Source organism: Comamonas sp. A7-5 (assembly GCF_039581385.1).
Classification (GTDB): Bacteria; Pseudomonadota; Gammaproteobacteria; order Burkholderiales; family Burkholderiaceae_C; genus Comamonas; species Comamonas thiooxydans.
Genome location: NZ_JBCPWO010000014.1, coordinates 25983 through 41181, shown reverse-complemented (window position 1 = coordinate 41181; position 15199 = coordinate 25983). Strand labels below are relative to the sequence as shown.

The following is a 15199-nucleotide window of genomic DNA, read 5'->3' as shown; positions in this document are numbered from 1 at the left end:
GCGCTATGCTGCTCGCATCATGAAGCTGCATACCTATTTCCGTTCTTCCGCCTCTTACCGTGTGCGCATTGCGCTGCAACTCAAGGGGCTGTCCTATGACTCCGTGCCCGTGCATCTGGTGCGCGGCGAACAAAAGGCTGCGGCCTATGCCTCCCATGTGGGTGACGCGCTGGTGCCCGCACTGGTGACGGACGAGGGGCACTGGCTCACGCAGTCCATGGCCATCATCGAATATCTCGATGAGACCCATGCTGAAACACCATTGCTGCCCAGGGATGCACTGGGCCGTGCCCATGTGCGCGCATTGGCGCAGATGGTGGCTTGCGAGATCCATCCGCTCAACAATCTGCGCGTGCTCAAGTACCTGGTGCACCAAATGGGGGCCAGCGACGAGGCCAAGAATGGCTGGTATGCGCACTGGGTGCGCTCCGGTCTGGAAGCGTTCGAGCGTCAGCTGGCGCTGCTGGATGCCGAACGCAAGGCCATGGGCCTGGCGCCGTCGACGTTTTGCTGGGGTGACGCGCCCACGCTGGCCGAATGCTGCCTGGTCCCGCAGATCTACAACGCCCAGCGCTTCAATGTGAATCTCGAGGCTCTGCCGCGCCTGATGGACGTGGTCGAGCGATGCAACGCCTTGCCGGCTTTCCAGCAGGCCCATCCTTCGGCCTGTCCGGATGCTGAGTGAAGAGGGCGTCATGAGCGAGACCTATAGGCCGGGTCCACCGGACCTCTGGCCCGACTCCTGGCTGGTCCCGGACTGGCCGGCCCTGCCCGGTGTGCATGCCATCTGCACCTCGCGTGAGGGCGGCGTCAGTCAGGCACCCTGGGGCAGCATGAACCTGGGAGACCACGTGAGCGACAATCCCGCTCACGTGCGCCGCAACCGTGAACTGTTCAATGCGGCGCTGCAGGCACGCACCCCTGGTGCCTGCACGGCGTTCCTGCAGCAGGTGCATGGCGTGGACGTGCTGACGCTGGATGCAGGCAACGTGGTCGAGTCCAATGGTGCAGCCTTCGATGCCTGCGTGACCGGCGATGCAGGCGTGGTCTGCACCATCATGGTGGCGGACTGTCTGCCCGTGTTGCTGGCCCATGATTCGGGGCTGGTCGTGGGTGCGGCCCATGCTGGCTGGCGCGGTCTGGCCGGCATGCCGCCCGGAAGACAGCAGTGCGAGGGACCGTTGCCCGGCGGTGTGCTGGAGATGCTTTTCGAGTCTTTTTCCCGGAAAGTGCAGGCGCAGCAATCGCTTTCGGCGGCCGACACGAAGCCGTCCCGGATTGCCGCCCGCACTCAGGCCTGGCTGGGCCCATGCATAGGTTCCGAGTCCTTTGAAGTGGGGGCCGAAGTGCGCGATATCTTCGTGGCGCATGACGCCGATGCGGCACGACACTTTGTGCCTGTACCGGGCAGCAGCATCAAATATCTGGCCGATCTGGCGCAACTGGCACGCCAGAGGCTTGCTGCATTGGGCATTGCTGCAATCTTCGGCAACGATGGCAGCCGGCCCTGGTGCACGGTCAGCAATGCATCACGTTTCTTCTCGCACCGGCGCGACGCCGCTCGTCTGGGCGGCAGCGGGCGGCTGGCTGCCAGCATCTGGCGCGATGCCTGAGCCGGGGCTGGGAGGCACGTGTTCTGCAGCTAGCGCTTCCTGTTCCTGCCGGGCTTTGAGGCGGCGCTTTCTGGCCGGCGTGCCCAGTATGTAGAGCACGATGGAAAGCGGCAGCAGACCGTAGAGCACGAAGGTGAAAAATGCACCCAGCAGGGTGCCGCCGGGGCTGGCTGCCTCGGCGATCGTCATCATCACGACAACGTACATCCAGGCGATGGCAATGAGGTACATGGTGTTTCTGTAGTGAGCCAGAAAGCATGCTGGCTTCGGGTTGTTTTGTGTCAAAACAGCTTCATAACGGCAAAATGAGGCCGCTTCTTGTCGGAACTGCCTGGCACATAGGTGACAATGCCGCCGTGTGAGCCGTATTGCAGATTCCGCAAGCGTCCCCAGACCCTGAGATCGCCGGTCGCTTGCCTTGACTAGGATGTAAGCATGAATTTTGACCCGAGCTGGGGCCAGGCTGGCCAATCCATTCAACAATTCTGGCAGGAGCAGTGGAGCAAGAGCCTCCAGACGCTTCAGCAGATGCAGTCCGGTGCTCCCATGGGGCTCAGCGCCATGCCAGGTCTGGGGTCCGCACCCAACCCTTGGGCTGGAATCATGGATGCCATGCAATCGGCCATGCCCCAGATGGCAACGGGGTCGGCTCAAGCGGTGCAGTTCGATGCGGCCAAACTGCAGGGGCTGCAGCAGGAATACCTGCAGTCGGTGCAGTCGTTGGCAGATGGAAAACAGATTCAGGCCCTGCTGTCCAAGGACAAGCGCTTTGCCAAGCCAGAGTGGAGCGCCAATCCCGTTGCATCGATGGCCGCAGCCAACTACCTGCTGGGCAGTCGCATGCTGACCGGTATGGCCGAAGCGGTGCAGGGCGATGAAAAAACACGCAATCGCGTGCGTTTTGCGGTCGAGCAATGGGTGGCAGCCATGGCGCCCAGCAATTTTCTGGCACTGAACGCCGATGCGCTCAACAAGGTTGTTGAAACCAAGGGCGAGAGCCTGGCTCAGGGTATTGCCAATCTGCTGGCCGACATGCGCCAGGGCCATGTCTCCATGACCGACGAAAGCCTGTTCACCGTGGGAAAGAACGTGGCGACCACCGAAGGCGCGGTGGTTTTCGAGAACGAGCTGTTCCAGCTCATCGAATACAAGCCACTGACTGCCAAGGTATTCGAGAAGCCTTTTCTGATGGTGCCGCCCTGCATCAACAAGTTCTACATTCTGGACTTGCAGCCGGACAACTCCGTGATTCGCTATGCCGTCAGCCAGGGGCATCGCACCTTTGTGGTCAGTTGGCGCAATCCCGACGAAAGCCAGGCGCACAAGAGCTGGGATGACTACATCGAAGATGGCGTGCTCAAGGCTGTGAGCACGGTTCAGGATATCTGCGAGGCGCCGCAGATCAATGTGCTGGGTTTCTGTGTGGGCGGCACCATGCTCTCCACTGCCATGGCAGTGCTGGCTGCACGCCATGCCCGCGAGCATGGACAGCCGCAGGCGGCCAAGCCCCGCAGCCGTGCCGCGGCTGCAAAGACAGGCAGCAAAACTGCTGCGGCCAAGGTGGAGGCCCATGCTTTTCCCGTAGCCAGCATGACGCTGCTGACCACGCTGATCGACTTCCGCGACACAGGCATTCTGGACATCTTCATTGATGAAAACATGGTGCGCCTGCGTGAGATGCAAATGGGTAAAGGCGGGCTGATGAAGGGCCAGGACATGGCATCCACCTTCAGCTTTCTGCGCCCGAATGATCTGGTCTGGAACTATGTGGTGGGCAACTACCTCAAGGGCGAGACACCGCCGCCATTCGATCTGCTTTACTGGAACAGCGACTCCACCAATCTTCCCGGCCCCTTCTACGCCTGGTATCTGCGCAATCTCTACCTGGAGAACAACCTGATCAAGCCCGGCGTGCTGACCGTGTGCGGCGAGAAGATCGACATGAGCCAGCTCAAGATGCCGGTCTATATCTACGGCTCGCGCGAGGACCACATCGTTCCTGTCGCTGCGGCCTATGCCTCGTCGCAGGTACTGGGCGGTGAGCGTCGTTTCGTGATGGGTGCCTCCGGCCATATCGCCGGCGTCATCAACCCGCCGGCCAAGAACAAGCGCAGCCACTGGCTGCGTGAGGATGGCGAGTTTCCTGAGGCGTTCAACGATTGGCTGGCGGAGGCCACGGAGTATCCGGGCAGCTGGTGGACGGACTGGAGTGCCTGGCTGGGCAGCCATGCAGGCAAGCAGCTCGCGGCTCCCAAGAGCTATGGCCGTGCACGTGCCTATGAAGCCATCGAAGATGCTCCGGGTCGCTACGTTCTGTCAAAAGCCTGAGCGAGGCCTGAGGCACAATCAGTTCCATATTGCGGTGCAGCAAACAAGGCTCGCACCGTGATAGGAAGCGGCGGGTGGCACGATGAACAGGATGCAACCCGCACGCATGCATCACTTGTAAGAAACCTAGAAAGGTTCGTCAGCAATGGAAGACATCGTTATCGTTTCCGCCGTGCGTACGGCGGTCGGCAAGTTCGGCGGCTCTCTGGCCAAGATTCCTGCAACCCAGCTGGGTGCGACCGTGATTTCCGAGGCTCTGGCTCGTGCCAAGGTGGGCAAGGACCAGGTCGGTGAAGTCATCATGGGTCAGGTGTTGACGGCGGCGGCCGGGCAGAATCCTGCGCGTCAGGCCATGATGGCGGCCGGCATTGCCAAGGAGACACCTGCGCTGACGATCAATGCCGTCTGCGGCTCCGGCCTTAAGGCCGTGATGCTGGCAGCTCAGGCCGTGGCAACGGGAGACAGCGAAATCGTGGTTGCCGGAGGCCAGGAAAACATGAGCCTGTCGCCCCATGCCGTGCCCAATTCGCGTGACGGCCAGCGTATGGGTGACTGGAAGATGGTGGACACCATGATCGTGGACGGTCTGTGGGATGTCTACAACCAATACCACATGGGCATCACTGCCGAGAACGTGGCCAAGGAAAAGAACGTCAGCCGCGCGCAGCAGGATGCGCTGGCGCTGGCCAGCCAGCAAAAGGCTGCGGCCGCGCAGGATGCTGGCAAGTTCAAGGACGAAATCGTTCCCGTGAGCATTCCCCAGCGCAAGGGTGACCCCATCGTGTTCGACAGTGACGAATACGTCAACCGCAAGACCAATGCCGATGTACTGGCCACCCTCAAGCCCGCTTTCGACAAGGCAGGTTCGGTGACGGCCGGCAATGCCTCGGGTCTGAACGACGGCGCTGCCGCCGTGGTGGTGATGACGGCGGCCAAGGCCAAGGCACTGGGCCTCAAGCCCCTGGCCAAGATCGTGTCTTATGCCACCAGCGGCCTGGCTCCAGAGGTCATGGGCCTGGGTCCTGTCTATGCCACGCGCAAGGCGCTGGATCGCGCCGGCTGGAAGGCTGCCGATGTGGACCTGTTCGAACTCAACGAAGCCTTTGCCGCACAGGCCTGCGCGGTGAATCAGGATCTGGGCATTGACACCGCCAAGGTCAACGTCAACGGCGGTGCCATCGCCATCGGTCACCCCATTGGTGCATCGGGCTGCCGCATTCTGGTGACGCTGCTGCATGAAATGCAGCGCAGCGGTGCCAAGAAGGGCCTGGCCGGCCTGTGCATCGGCGGTGGCATGGGTGTTGCTATGGCTGTGGAAGCCTGCTGAGGCTTCAGGATTGCAGACTGCTCCGGTGCTCCTGAAGGCCGGCGCAGTCTGGGAAGCCCGCTGATGCCAGCCTCCCATCGACCCTAGGGAAGATCACGAGGTAAACCACGGCGAAAGCGGGTTCATTCGGACCTACTCGATTGCATACTGGCATGGCCAGCGTGCAGGGTGTGTGGCGTTCAAAACGATAAGCAATTCCTCAGAATTCTTATCGTTGATAGTGTGATCGTGAAATAACCATTGATTGACAGGAGAGATGAATGGGTCAGAAAGTAGCGTACGTCACGGGGGGCATGGGCGGTATCGGTACCGCAATCTGCCAGCGTTTGCATAAGGATGGCTTCAAGGTGATCGCGGGTTGCGGACCATCGCGCGACTACCGCAAGTGGCTGGACGAGCAGGCGCAATTGGGTTACACGTTTTATGCCTCGGTTGGTAATGTGGGGGATTGGGAATCCACCGTCGAAGCCTTCAACCAGACCAAGGCAGAGCACGGCAACATCGATGTGCTGGTGAACAACGCGGGTATCACCCGCGACCGCATGTTCGTCAAGATGACGCCGGACGACTGGAAGTCGGTCATCGAAACCAACCTCAACTCCATGTTCAACGTCACCAAGCAGGTGGTGGCAGACATGGTGGAAAAGGGCTGGGGCCGAATCATCAACATCAGCTCGGTCAACGGCGCCAAGGGACAGGCCGGACAGACCAACTACTCGGCTGCCAAGGCCGGTATGCATGGCTTCACCATGGCGCTGGCTCAAGAGTTGGCTGCCAAGGGTGTGACCGTGAATACAGTCAGCCCTGGTTACATCGGCACCGATATGGTCAAGGCAATTCGTCCCGATGTGCTCGAAAAGATCGTGGCGGGCGTACCCGTCAAGCGTCTGGGCGAGCCTGCGGAGATCGCCTCCATCATCTCCTGGCTGGCTTCGGAAGAGGGCAGCTATTCCACAGGTGCGGACTTTGCGGTCAACGGCGGCCTGCATATGCACTAAGCCTTTTCAGGCATTCGGCAAAAAGGAGCTCAGGCTCCTTTTTTCATGTCGCTGCTGCTTTTCCCTGCAAGCCTGCGGGCAAAGAGCGGGACGATGCCCAAATGACAAAACCCGCAGAGATCATTCATGCGGGTCTTGGGTTTCTGTGCCGCTTTGCAAAGCGACTGGTTGAGCGCAGGGCAGCAAGGCTGATGCTTCTTTGGCCTATCAGTGCCGACTGCCCGGGCACCTGGCTGCAACACACTGCGCTTTGGTCTGCACAGTGTTGCGCGGCGAGCGCTTAGCGCTTGCGATCGCGCTCGTCTTCGGGCCAGATGGACATGATGTTCGTGGTTTGCATTGGAATCTCTCCTGTATGTCTGTTTAACGTCTGACGGATTCAGCTCGTTGACAGCTTTTTGGAAATTTTTTACCTGTTCTTTTATCCAGTGATAATCAGGCTGCAAAGGCGGGGGCACGCTTGCGATCACGTTCGTCCCAGGGCCAAGCCATCAGAGACATAGCTGCTGCGGCCTGTGCGGGCTGGGCTTTGGCGGTGTCGGTAACAGTGGTGGTCATTGCAGTTCACTCCTTTGAGTGGTTCAACGCCTGGCCTGAACTGCAGGTTGACAAGAAGCTGAATCAACAGCGCAAGAAAATGCAACTCGCGTTTGCTGATGTTTTCAGCAGCCGGCATGCATGTTCAAAATGAAGAGCGCCCTGCCAAAGCTGGTCAATGGCAGGGCTTTTCCTGGGCTTAGCAGGTTTCGGTGGTCAGGGCTTCGATCTGCTCCGAAAGCTCCAGCCAGCGCTCTTCCAGTTGATCGATTTCAGCGCTGACGGCACTCAGCTGCTTGCCCGCTTCCACGATATCGCCACCGGATAGTCCGGGCGTGGCCAGCTTTTCTTCCAGCGCGCCGCGCTGGGCATTGAGCTTGGGCAGCGTCTTGTCGATCTGTTCCAGCTCTTTCTTGAAGGGCTTGGTCTTTTCGGCCAGTTGCTGGCGAGCTGCAGCGGCGAGGCGACGGGCTTCCTTGGGGTCAGCCACGGTGTCAGGAAATGATTCTGCTTTCAGAGCGTCCAGCGCTTTTGTAGAAGGGGCTTCAGGCGTAACTGGCTTGAGTTCTACCGGAGTTTGCACCGCTGGCGTGCTGTTGGTCTGCTGTTCGGCATTGCGTGCTTCTTCACGCAAGCGCTTGGACTCCTCCAGCAGATAACGCTGGTAGTCGTCCAGGTCGCCGTCGAACGGGCCGACAACGCCGCGGCCCACCATCCAGAAGTCTTCGCATACGGCGCGAAGAAGGTGACGGTCGTGGGAGACCAGCATCACGGTGCCGTCGAAGTCGTTGAGCGCCATGGCCAGCGCTTCGCGCGTGGCCAGGTCCAGGTGGTTGGTAGGCTCGTCCAGCAGCAGCAGATTGGGGCGTTGCCAGACGATCATGGCCAGTACCAGACGGGCTTTTTCGCCACCGCTCATGCTGCCCACAGACTGCTTGACCATGTCGCCGCTGAAGTTGAAAGTGCCCAGCCAGTTGCGCAAGTCCTGTTCGCGGCTGGCGGCGGGTGCGGCAGCGCCGAGCTCCCTGGCCAGACGTGTCATGTGCTCCAGCGGGTTCTCACCGGGGCGCAGAACGTCCAGTTCCTGTTGGGCAAAGTAGCCGATATTGAGGCCCTTGCCTTCGGTGACGGTGCCGGCCAGCGCCTTCATCTCGCGGGCGATGGTCTTGACCAGGGTCGACTTGCCCTGGCCGTTGGCCCCGAGGATGCCGATGCGCTGGCCTGCCAGCACGGAGCGGTTGACGCCCCGCAAGATGGTGGTCTGCCTGCCGTCTTCGTCCTCATAGCCGAAGCTGGCATCGGTAATCGCCAGCATGGGGTTGGGCAGATTGGCGGGTTCCTTGAATTCGAAGGTGAACTCGGCTTCGGCCAGTACCGGCCCGACCTTTTCCATGCGCTCGAGCTGCTTGACCCGGCTTTGTGCCTGCTTGGCCTTGCTGGCCTTGGCCTTGAAGCGGTCGATGAACTTCTGCAGATGGGCCATTTTTTCCTGCTGCTTGGCGAAGCTGGCCGCCTGCAGCTCCAGCTGCTGGGCACGCAGTTCTTCAAAGCGCGAGTAATTGCCGCCGTAGCGGTTGATCTGCCCGCCCTGGATCTGCAGTGTGACGTTGGTGATGGCGTCCAGGAATTCGCGGTCGTGGCTGATGACGATCATCGTGCCGCTATAGCGCTTGAGCCAGGCCTCCAGCCAGACCAGGGCATCCAGGTCCAAGTGGTTGGTGGGTTCGTCCAGAAGTAGCAGATCGCTGGGAGCCATCAGTGCACGGGCCAGCTGCAGACGCATGCGCCAGCCGCCCGAGAAACTGTTGACGGGATGATCCAGCTCGGACACCTTGAAGCCCAGACCCAGAATCAGGGCTTGCGCGCGTGATTCAGCATCATGCGCACCTGCATCGGCCAGATCCACATAGGCCTGGGCGATTTCCATACCATCGCCTGAGGCTTCGGCGGCAGCCAACTGGGCGTTCAGTTCGGCCAGGCGCGTGTCGCCATCCAGAACAAACCGGGTGGCTGATTCGTCGGTTTCCGGCATGTGCTGGGCTACCTGTGCCATGCGCCACTGAGGAGGGATGAAGAAATCACCGCCGTCTTCGCTGATGCTGCCATTGAGCAGGGCGAACAGGCTGGACTTGCCTGCACCGTTACGGCCGACAAGGCCGACAGACTCTCCGGGGTTGATGGTGGTGCTGACTTGGTCGAGCAGGACTTTGGTGCCGCGGCGCAGCGTGATGTTCTTGAGACTGATCATGACTGGGGTCGATTATCCGCGAATGCCCTCAGGCTCAGGAGCTTGAGGGAATGAGCAGGGCGGTAGCGGTGCCCCGGTTGTGGCAGGTATGTCCGAGCTTTCATATGGCCTGAAGACCTATGCGCTCCATCATCGTTTCGGTGAATTTCAGCTCATGTTCACGCGCTTGGGGCCTGGGTGCAGACTCCCGCACGGTGATGAAATAGCGGAGTCCGCGAAGATCCATGATCGCAACTCAAAAAATCAGCTTGAAGGTCGCTATGAAAGCCTGTAGAAGGCTATTTGAAGAATTGTTAGTCTCCTGTAATGTCGGTGTAATCTGACATGGCGTAAGGGCCAAATGTCGACAAGATGGCATATCTCTAAGTCTGAAGTCCGACAGATTAAGTATGTCGGTCCTACAACTGATGCAGCAAAACGTGTCCCTCTCTTCACATTCAACCACCCCGAGCAGAAAAGGCTCTGCCCACTGGCGCATTGAAGACATTGACTTCTCTGCCATCGATCGCACTGCCATAGAGCACAACCAGGACCTGTTCTTCTTGCTGATGAGTGCCTCGTTCATCGAAACCGGCTCGGATACCTACGCGGCCAACTTGGCCGAGCATTACGCTGCCTGGCCCGAGATCGCGGTCTGGCTCAAGGATCAATGGGAGTCCGAAGAACTGCAGCACGGACGCGCGCTACGGGCCTATGTGGAAGCCGTGTGGCCGGAGTTTCCCTGGCAGCAAGCCTACGACAGCTTTTTTGCCGAATATTCGCAGCTGTGCACCATGGAGGAGCTCTACCCCGACCCGCGCCTGGAAATGGTGGCGCGCTGCGTGGTGGAGACAGGCACCACGGCCTACTATCACACCTTGCGCGAACTCAGCGATGAGCCGGTTCTGAGCGAGTTGCTGGGCAATATCCGCAACGACGAGGTCAACCACTTCAAGCATTTCCTCAAGTACTTCAAGGAGCTGCAGCAGCAGGCGCCTGTGGGCCGCACGCGCATTGCCAAGGCACTGTATGGTCGTCTCAAGGAGTTGAGAGAGAGCGATTCGGATATCGCGCTGCGTCATGTCTGGGCGCACAAGGGTCCTTATTTCTCCGATAGCAGCACTCGCTTCGAAGACATGGCCCAGCGCATTTACGAGCTGGTCAGCCGTCGCCTGCCTGCCGATCTGGCTGTGCGCATGCTGCTCAAGCCCATGCTGCTGCCAGCTCGCGTGGAGGGTATGGTGCGTACACCCATCTCCAAGCTGGCGACACGCATGATGTCGTACTGAGTCTTGCAGCAGCAAACGAGCCCGGCTGGCTCCAGTCGTTCGGGCATTCGATTTCCATGACAGGCACAGATCTCACGACCGGAGGAGTGGCGCAGCGTGCAGGCGAGAGCGTGCGCACCTTGTATTACTACGACAGCATTGGTCTGCTGAACCGTGGCATGCATTCAGCACGCCGCAGGGCATGGCAGAGCTGCTGGGCGCGGCGGGCTTCGAGATGGAAGAGGATCTGGGGCCTGCGCAGCTCAATGCCCGCTTCTTTGCAGGCAGGCGCGATGGTCTGCAGATTGCGGGCGGCGGTTTTCGCTATTCGAGTGCGGTCAAGCGTGCTTGAGCGCTTGTTCAAAGACCTGCATAGAGAAAAAGGCACAAGGCTTTGAGCAGCCTGTGCCTTGGATGCGGAACGAAGAACTTACAGCTGCAAGGCGGCGGTATTGCCCTCGGACCAGTGGCGCAGCGCCTCTTCGGTAATCAGCAGCACCTGCTCGTCACCCGAGCTGGTGTCGAGCCAGAACACGGGCAGATCGGGGAAGGCGGCCTCGAAGTACGGCTTTTCATTGCCGATCTCCAGCACCACCACTGCGTCCTTGTTCAGGCGCGCTGGCAAGTCCTCGAGCAGTCGGCGGATGAAGTCCATGCCGTCGGTACCGCCGGCCAGGGCCAGCTCGGGCTCGGCCTGGTACTCGGCAGGCAGCTTGCCCATGCTGTCGGAGTTCACGTAGGGCGGGTTGCAAAGTACGAGATCCCAGGGGCCGGGCACTTGGCTCATGCCGTTGCTTTCCAGCAGCGTCACGCGATCCTGCAGCCCGTGCTTGTCCACATTGATGCGGGCGACGGCGAGGGCATCGGTCGAGATATCGGCACCGGTCACCCGGACTTCAGGATAGGCCATGGCGGCAAGGCAGGCCAGGGAGCCGTTGCCGGTGCACAGGTCGAGCACCTGCACGGTCTTGTCGGACAGCCAGCCGTCGATGCTGCCGTCGGCCAGCAGCTCGGCGATAAAGCTGCGCGGCACGATGGAGCGTTCGTCGATGTAGAAGGGCACGCCCACCAGCCAGGCCTCGTTCGTCAGATAGGCTGCGGGCTTGCGGCTGCGGATACGTTCTTCAAAAAGAGTAGCTGTCTGCGCTTGTGCATCAAGAGATACAGGCTGATTTGCAACAGATTCCGGAGCGCCGGGCGTGAGTTCGCTGTCCAGGGGCAGGCCCAGCTTCCAGAGCACCAGCCAGGCCGCTTCGTCTTCGGCCGTGGCCGTGCCGTGGCCAAAAGCCACGCCGGCAGCGGTGAGCGCCTGGGTGCCGCTGGCAATCAGTTCGGCAACGGTGTTGCCGGAGATCAGGGTTGTGCTGGTAGTGCTCATGCGGTCTGGGGTGCGGTCTGCTGGCGCTGGAGTTGTTCCAGAGTCTTGCGGTAGATGTTTTTCAGGGGCTCGATATCGGCCACGGCGATGTGTTCGTCGATCTTGTGGATGCTGGCATTGGGCGGGCCCATCTCGATGACCTGAGGGCAGATCTGGGCGATGAAGCGGCCATCGCTGGTGCCGCCCGTGGTGGATAGCTCGGTATCCAGTCCGGTTTCATCCTTGATGGCGGCCTGCACGGCCTGCACCAGGGTGTCCGGTGTGGTCAGAAAAGGTTGTCCGCCCACGGTCCAGACCAGCGAGTATTCGACGCCATGGCGGTCCAGGATTTCATGTACGCGCTTTTGCAGGGAGTCGGAACTGGACTCGGTGCAGAAGCGGAAATTGAAGTCGATCACCACGTGACCGGGAATGACGTTGCTGGCGCCCGTGCCGCCATGGATATTGCTGATCTGCCAACTGGTGGGCGGGAAGAACGCATTGCCGCGGTCCCAGACCGTGGCCGCGAGTTCTGCGAGTGCGGGCAAGGCCTCGTGAATGGGGTTGCGTGCCAGTTGCGGGTAGGCGATATGACCTTGCACGCCGTTGACGGTGAGCTTGCCGCTCATGGTGCCGCGGCGACCGTTCTTGATCATGTCGCCGGTCTGTTTGACCGAGGTGGGCTCGCCCACGATGCACCAGTCCAGGCGCTCGCCACGCTGGCGCAGCTCTTCGACCACGACCTTGGTGCCGTCGATCGAGGGGCCTTCCTCGTCGCTGGTCAGCAGCAGGGCGATGTCGAAGGCAGGCTCGGGTGTGGTCTGCAAAAACTCCTCCAGCGCCACGACAAAGGCGGCGATGGAGGTCTTCATGTCGCTGGCACCACGGCCGTAGAGCTTGCCGTCGCGGTGCATGGGCACGAAAGGCGGGCTGGTCCATTCCTTGAGCGGGCCGGGTGGCACCACATCGGTATGGCCGGCAAAGACCAGCACAGGCCTATCTGAATTGATAGCACCTTGCGTAGACTGAGAAATCGCAGGAGCGCGCTTTGCCCACAGGTTTTGTACGCGGAAGTCTGCGGGGCCGCTGTCCAGCCGCTCGCAGGTAAATCCCATGGGTGTCAGGGCATCGGCGAGCAGCTCAAGGCAGCCAGCATCTTCGGGGGTGACGGAGGGCAGGCTGATGAGCTGCTCGGTCAGTTGCAGTGTCCGGGACATGGAGGGGGCTTCAAACTAAAACAATGCCTATGCCGCCTTGGCTGGCGGCTTCAGGCGGTTCTGACATCCAGGGTGATTTCCGTGAAGGACGGCATATCGTCATCGCCGGGCAGAGTCACATCGGTGACGGCCGGGGCGTTGGCAGCAGTGGCCGCGTGGCTGACGTCATTATCCATGCGCCACATCAGATTGGTGGGCGAGTCGGCATAGGCCAGCGCTTCACTGCGCTCAATTGTGCCACTGCGCACCAGGGCTGCCAGTGCGTCCTCGAAGGTCTGCGAGCCTTCGGCCATGGATTTTTCCATGGCCTCCTTCACGCCACCGAAGTCGCCCTTGACGATCATGTCGCTGATGAGCTTGGTATTGAGCATGACTTCCACGGCCGGCACGCGGGTGCCGGTAACGGTACGGACCAGGCGCTGAGAGATCACGGCCTTGAGCGAGGCGGCCAGCTCGCCCAGCATGCTGGGGCGTACCTCCTCGGGGAAGAAGGACAGGATGCGATTGAGCGTGTGATAGCTGTTGTTGGCATGCAGGGTTGCCAGGCACAGATGGCCGGACTGGGCATAGGCCAGTGCGGCCGACATGGTCTCGCGGTCGCGGATTTCGCCGATCAGAATCACATCGGGTGCCTGACGCAGCGCATTCTTGAGTGCGGTTGCGAGGGTACTGGTATCGGTGCCGACCTCACGCTGGTTGACGATGGATTTCTTGTTGCGAAACTGGTATTCGATGGGATCTTCCACCGTGAGGATATGGCCAGTGAGCGTGTCGTTGCGCTCGTCGATCATGGTCGCCAGTGTCGTGCTCTTGCCCGAGCCCGTGGCGCCAACGACAAGCACCAGGCCGCGCTTTTCCATGACCAGTTCGCTGACAATGGACGGCAGGTTCAGGCTGTCGCGCGAGGGCACCTGCTGCGAGATGAAGCGGACGACAACTGCGTAGGAGCCACGCTGGCGCATGGCGCTGATACGAAAACGTCCTATGCCGCTCATGGGAATGGCCATGTTCAGCTCGCCCGTCTGTTTGAGCTCCTCTATGGCTTCCGGCTTGACGACTTCGGAGAGCAAGGCCAGCGGAGCTTCGACCGGCAATTCCTGATTGTTGATGGGGATGCAGATACCGTTGATCTTGATCAGCGCCGGCGCACGGGCGGAGAGATAGACGTCCGAAGCCTTTTTTTCGGACATCAGACGCAGAATTTTTTCCATGGTGCTCATTTTTTCTTCATCCTTTTTCGCTCAGCCTCTCTGTGCACGCATGTTAGCGTGTGTCAACTCGGTGCAGGTCGCGCTTGATGCGCAAAGCTGATTTCCAGCATGAAAAAAGCCTGCACGCTCGGGAGCGGGCAGGCTTGTGAGCGGGGGCGGCCATGGCGGTGTCTGCATCAAGGCAGAGCAAGCGTGGCCAGGCGCCCATCAGTCACGCAGCAGGTCGTTGATGCTGGTCTTGGAGCGGGTCTGTGCATCCACGCGCTTGACGATGATGGCGGCATACATGGAGTAGTCCTTGCCATCCTTGGTCTGCTTGGGGATGTTGCCGCTGACCACCACCGAGCCGCTGGGCACGCGGCCGTAGGTGATTTCGCCGGTTTCGCGGTTGAACAAGGGCGTGGACTGGCCGATGTACACGCCCATGCCCAGAACGGAATTCTCTTCCACGATCACGCCTTCTACGACTTCGGAGCGGGCGCCGATGAAGCAGTTGTCTTCAATGATGGTGGGGTTGGCTTGCAGGGGCTCAAGCACGCCGCCCAGGCCCACGCCGCCCGACAGGTGCACGTTCTTGCCTACTTGAGCGCAGGAGCCCACGGTGGCCCAGGTGTCGACCATGGTGCCTTCGTCCACATAGGCGCCGATGTTCACATAGGAAGGCATCAGGATCGCGCCCTTGGCGATGAAGGAGCCGCGACGGGCCACGGCAGGAGGTACCACGCGCACGCCGGTGGCGGCGATCTCGGCTTCGCTCATGCCTTCGAACTTGGTGGGAACCTTGTCGAAGAAGTTCAGGGCGCCGCCGTTGATCAGGGCATTGTCCTTGAGACGGAAGGACAGCAGCACGGCCTTCTTGATCCACTGATGCACGGTCCACTGGCCCACGCCTTCGCGGCTGGCCACGCGCAGCTTGCCGTCATTGAGTTCGGCAATCACGTGCTCCACGGCATCCACCACTTCCTTGGGGGCGGCGGAAGGCGAAATAGTGGCACGGTTGTCCCAGGCGTTGTCGATGATGGATTGCAGTTGTTGCGTCATGATGTTTTCGGTCAAGGATCGAAAGTTGAGGTGAATCGTTAAGTCATAAAGGCCTGCACCGGGCAGGCGCTGGGG

14 protein-coding genes are annotated in these 15199 nt (G+C 60.6%); 7 read left to right on the top strand and 7 right to left on the bottom strand.

All coding sequences use genetic code 11. The annotated features are described in order from the left end of the window. Positions 1 to 19 precede the first annotated feature (19 nt). A complete protein-coding gene (maiA, locus tag AAIL67_RS19615; protein WP_034355595.1) occupies positions 20 to 685 on the top strand; it encodes a maleylacetoacetate isomerase in 666 nt (221 codons plus the stop codon). 10 nt (positions 686 to 695) lie between these two features. Continuing rightward, entirely contained in the window at positions 696 to 1613 is a 918-nt protein-coding gene (locus AAIL67_RS19610; RefSeq protein WP_063661389.1) for a laccase domain-containing protein, read from the top strand. Here AAIL67_RS19610 and AAIL67_RS19605 read toward each other — a convergent pair. Continuing rightward, on the bottom strand, positions 1530 to 1844 hold the full coding sequence (locus tag AAIL67_RS19605; protein ID WP_034385059.1) for a hypothetical protein: 315 nt from the start codon (positions 1842 to 1844) through the stop codon (positions 1530 to 1532). The two genes, AAIL67_RS19610 and AAIL67_RS19605, sit on opposite strands and share 84 nt — an antisense overlap. Positions 1845 to 2048: 204 nt before the next feature. Between AAIL67_RS19605 and AAIL67_RS19600 the strand changes: the two genes are divergently transcribed. From AAIL67_RS19600 to phbB, 3 genes are all read left to right on the top strand, one after another. Next, the gene (locus AAIL67_RS19600) at positions 2049 to 3941 is read left to right on the top strand and encodes an alpha/beta fold hydrolase (RefSeq protein WP_343484623.1); all 1893 of its coding nucleotides are present in this window, start codon (positions 2049 to 2051) and stop codon (positions 3939 to 3941) included. A 145-nt stretch (positions 3942 to 4086) separates the two neighbouring features. Continuing rightward, positions 4087 to 5268 carry an acetyl-CoA C-acetyltransferase gene (locus tag AAIL67_RS19595; RefSeq protein ID WP_003064978.1) on the top strand — a complete coding sequence of 394 codons (1182 nt, stop codon included), beginning with the start codon at positions 4087 to 4089 and terminating at the stop codon, positions 5266 to 5268. Positions 5269 to 5528: 260 nt separating this feature from the next. Then, positions 5529 to 6266, top strand: a complete 738-nt coding sequence (gene phbB, locus AAIL67_RS19590; RefSeq protein ID WP_003064980.1) for an acetoacetyl-CoA reductase — start codon at positions 5529 to 5531, stop codon at positions 6264 to 6266. A 435-nt stretch (positions 6267 to 6701) separates the two neighbouring features. Here phbB and AAIL67_RS19585 read toward each other — a convergent pair whose 3' ends face one another. Both AAIL67_RS19585 and AAIL67_RS19580 read right to left on the bottom strand, forming a co-directional pair. Next, the gene (locus tag AAIL67_RS19585) at positions 6702 to 6824 is read right to left on the bottom strand and encodes a hypothetical protein (protein ID WP_003064982.1); all 123 of its coding nucleotides are present in this window, start codon (positions 6822 to 6824) and stop codon (positions 6702 to 6704) included. Positions 6825 to 7002: 178 nt separating this feature from the next. Further along, positions 7003 to 9051 carry an ATP-binding cassette domain-containing protein gene (locus AAIL67_RS19580; RefSeq protein WP_343484622.1) on the bottom strand — a complete coding sequence of 683 codons (2049 nt, stop codon included), beginning with the start codon at positions 9049 to 9051 and terminating at the stop codon, positions 7003 to 7005. 407 nt (positions 9052 to 9458) lie between these two features. On the opposite strand from AAIL67_RS19580, the gene AAIL67_RS19575 reads away from it, so the two are divergent. Together AAIL67_RS19575 and AAIL67_RS19570 are read left to right on the top strand one after the other, a co-directional pair. Continuing rightward, complete coding sequence (locus AAIL67_RS19575; protein ID WP_034355459.1) at positions 9459 to 10319, top strand: ferritin-like domain-containing protein; 861 nt, start codon at positions 9459 to 9461, stop codon at positions 10317 to 10319. A 181-nt stretch (positions 10320 to 10500) separates the two neighbouring features. After that, on the top strand, positions 10501 to 10650 hold the full coding sequence (locus AAIL67_RS19570) for a hypothetical protein (RefSeq protein ID WP_224648158.1): 150 nt from the start codon (positions 10501 to 10503) through the stop codon (positions 10648 to 10650). Positions 10651 to 10728: 78 nt separating this feature from the next. Here the strand turns inward: AAIL67_RS19570 and prmB are convergent, their stop codons facing one another. From prmB to dapD, 4 genes are all read right to left on the bottom strand, one after another. Continuing rightward, positions 10729 to 11676: a 50S ribosomal protein L3 N(5)-glutamine methyltransferase gene (gene prmB, locus AAIL67_RS19565; RefSeq protein ID WP_034355453.1), complete on the bottom strand. Its 948-nt coding sequence runs from the start codon at positions 11674 to 11676 to the stop codon at positions 10729 to 10731. Then, positions 11673 to 12872, bottom strand: coding sequence for a succinyl-diaminopimelate desuccinylase (dapE, locus tag AAIL67_RS19560; protein WP_224648156.1), 1200 nt, complete (start codon positions 12870 to 12872; stop codon positions 11673 to 11675). The genes prmB and dapE overlap by 4 nt, the downstream gene beginning before the upstream one ends. 50 nt (positions 12873 to 12922) lie before the next feature. Further along, on the bottom strand, positions 12923 to 14092 hold the full coding sequence (locus AAIL67_RS19555) for a PilT/PilU family type 4a pilus ATPase (protein ID WP_034355447.1): 1170 nt from the start codon (positions 14090 to 14092) through the stop codon (positions 12923 to 12925). Positions 14093 to 14290: 198 nt separating this feature from the next. After that, the gene (gene dapD, locus AAIL67_RS19550) at positions 14291 to 15124 is read right to left on the bottom strand and encodes a 2,3,4,5-tetrahydropyridine-2,6-dicarboxylate N-succinyltransferase (protein WP_003065004.1); all 834 of its coding nucleotides are present in this window, start codon (positions 15122 to 15124) and stop codon (positions 14291 to 14293) included. Positions 15125 to 15199 lie beyond the last annotated feature (75 nt).

Coding starts and splice junctions, on each gene's coding strand:
- AAIL67_RS19585 (WP_003064982.1), bottom strand. CDS start 6,824: ATGACCACCACTGTTACCGACACCGCCAAAGCCCAGCCCGCACAGGCC.
- AAIL67_RS19580 (WP_343484622.1), bottom strand. CDS start 9,051: ATGATCAGTCTCAAGAACATCACGCTGCGCCGCGGCACCAAAGTCCTG.
- AAIL67_RS19555 (WP_034355447.1), bottom strand. CDS start 14,092: ATGAGCACCATGGAAAAAATTCTGCGTCTGATGTCCGAAAAAAAGGCT.
- phbB (WP_003064980.1), top strand. CDS start 5,529: ATGGGTCAGAAAGTAGCGTACGTCACGGGGGGCATGGGCGGTATCGGT.
- AAIL67_RS19600 (WP_343484623.1), top strand. CDS start 2,049: ATGAATTTTGACCCGAGCTGGGGCCAGGCTGGCCAATCCATTCAACAA.
- AAIL67_RS19605 (WP_034385059.1), bottom strand. CDS start 1,844: ATGTACCTCATTGCCATCGCCTGGATGTACGTTGTCGTGATGATGACG.
- AAIL67_RS19570 (WP_224648158.1), top strand. CDS start 10,501: ATGGCAGAGCTGCTGGGCGCGGCGGGCTTCGAGATGGAAGAGGATCTG.
- AAIL67_RS19575 (WP_034355459.1), top strand. CDS start 9,459: ATGCAGCAAAACGTGTCCCTCTCTTCACATTCAACCACCCCGAGCAGA.
- AAIL67_RS19610 (WP_063661389.1), top strand. CDS start 696: ATGAGCGAGACCTATAGGCCGGGTCCACCGGACCTCTGGCCCGACTCC.
- dapD (WP_003065004.1), bottom strand. CDS start 15,124: ATGACGCAACAACTGCAATCCATCATCGACAACGCCTGGGACAACCGT.
- maiA (WP_034355595.1), top strand. CDS start 20: ATGAAGCTGCATACCTATTTCCGTTCTTCCGCCTCTTACCGTGTGCGC.
- prmB (WP_034355453.1), bottom strand. CDS start 11,676: ATGAGCACTACCAGCACAACCCTGATCTCCGGCAACACCGTTGCCGAA.
- dapE (WP_224648156.1), bottom strand. CDS start 12,872: ATGTCCCGGACACTGCAACTGACCGAGCAGCTCATCAGCCTGCCCTCC.
- AAIL67_RS19595 (WP_003064978.1), top strand. CDS start 4,087: ATGGAAGACATCGTTATCGTTTCCGCCGTGCGTACGGCGGTCGGCAAG.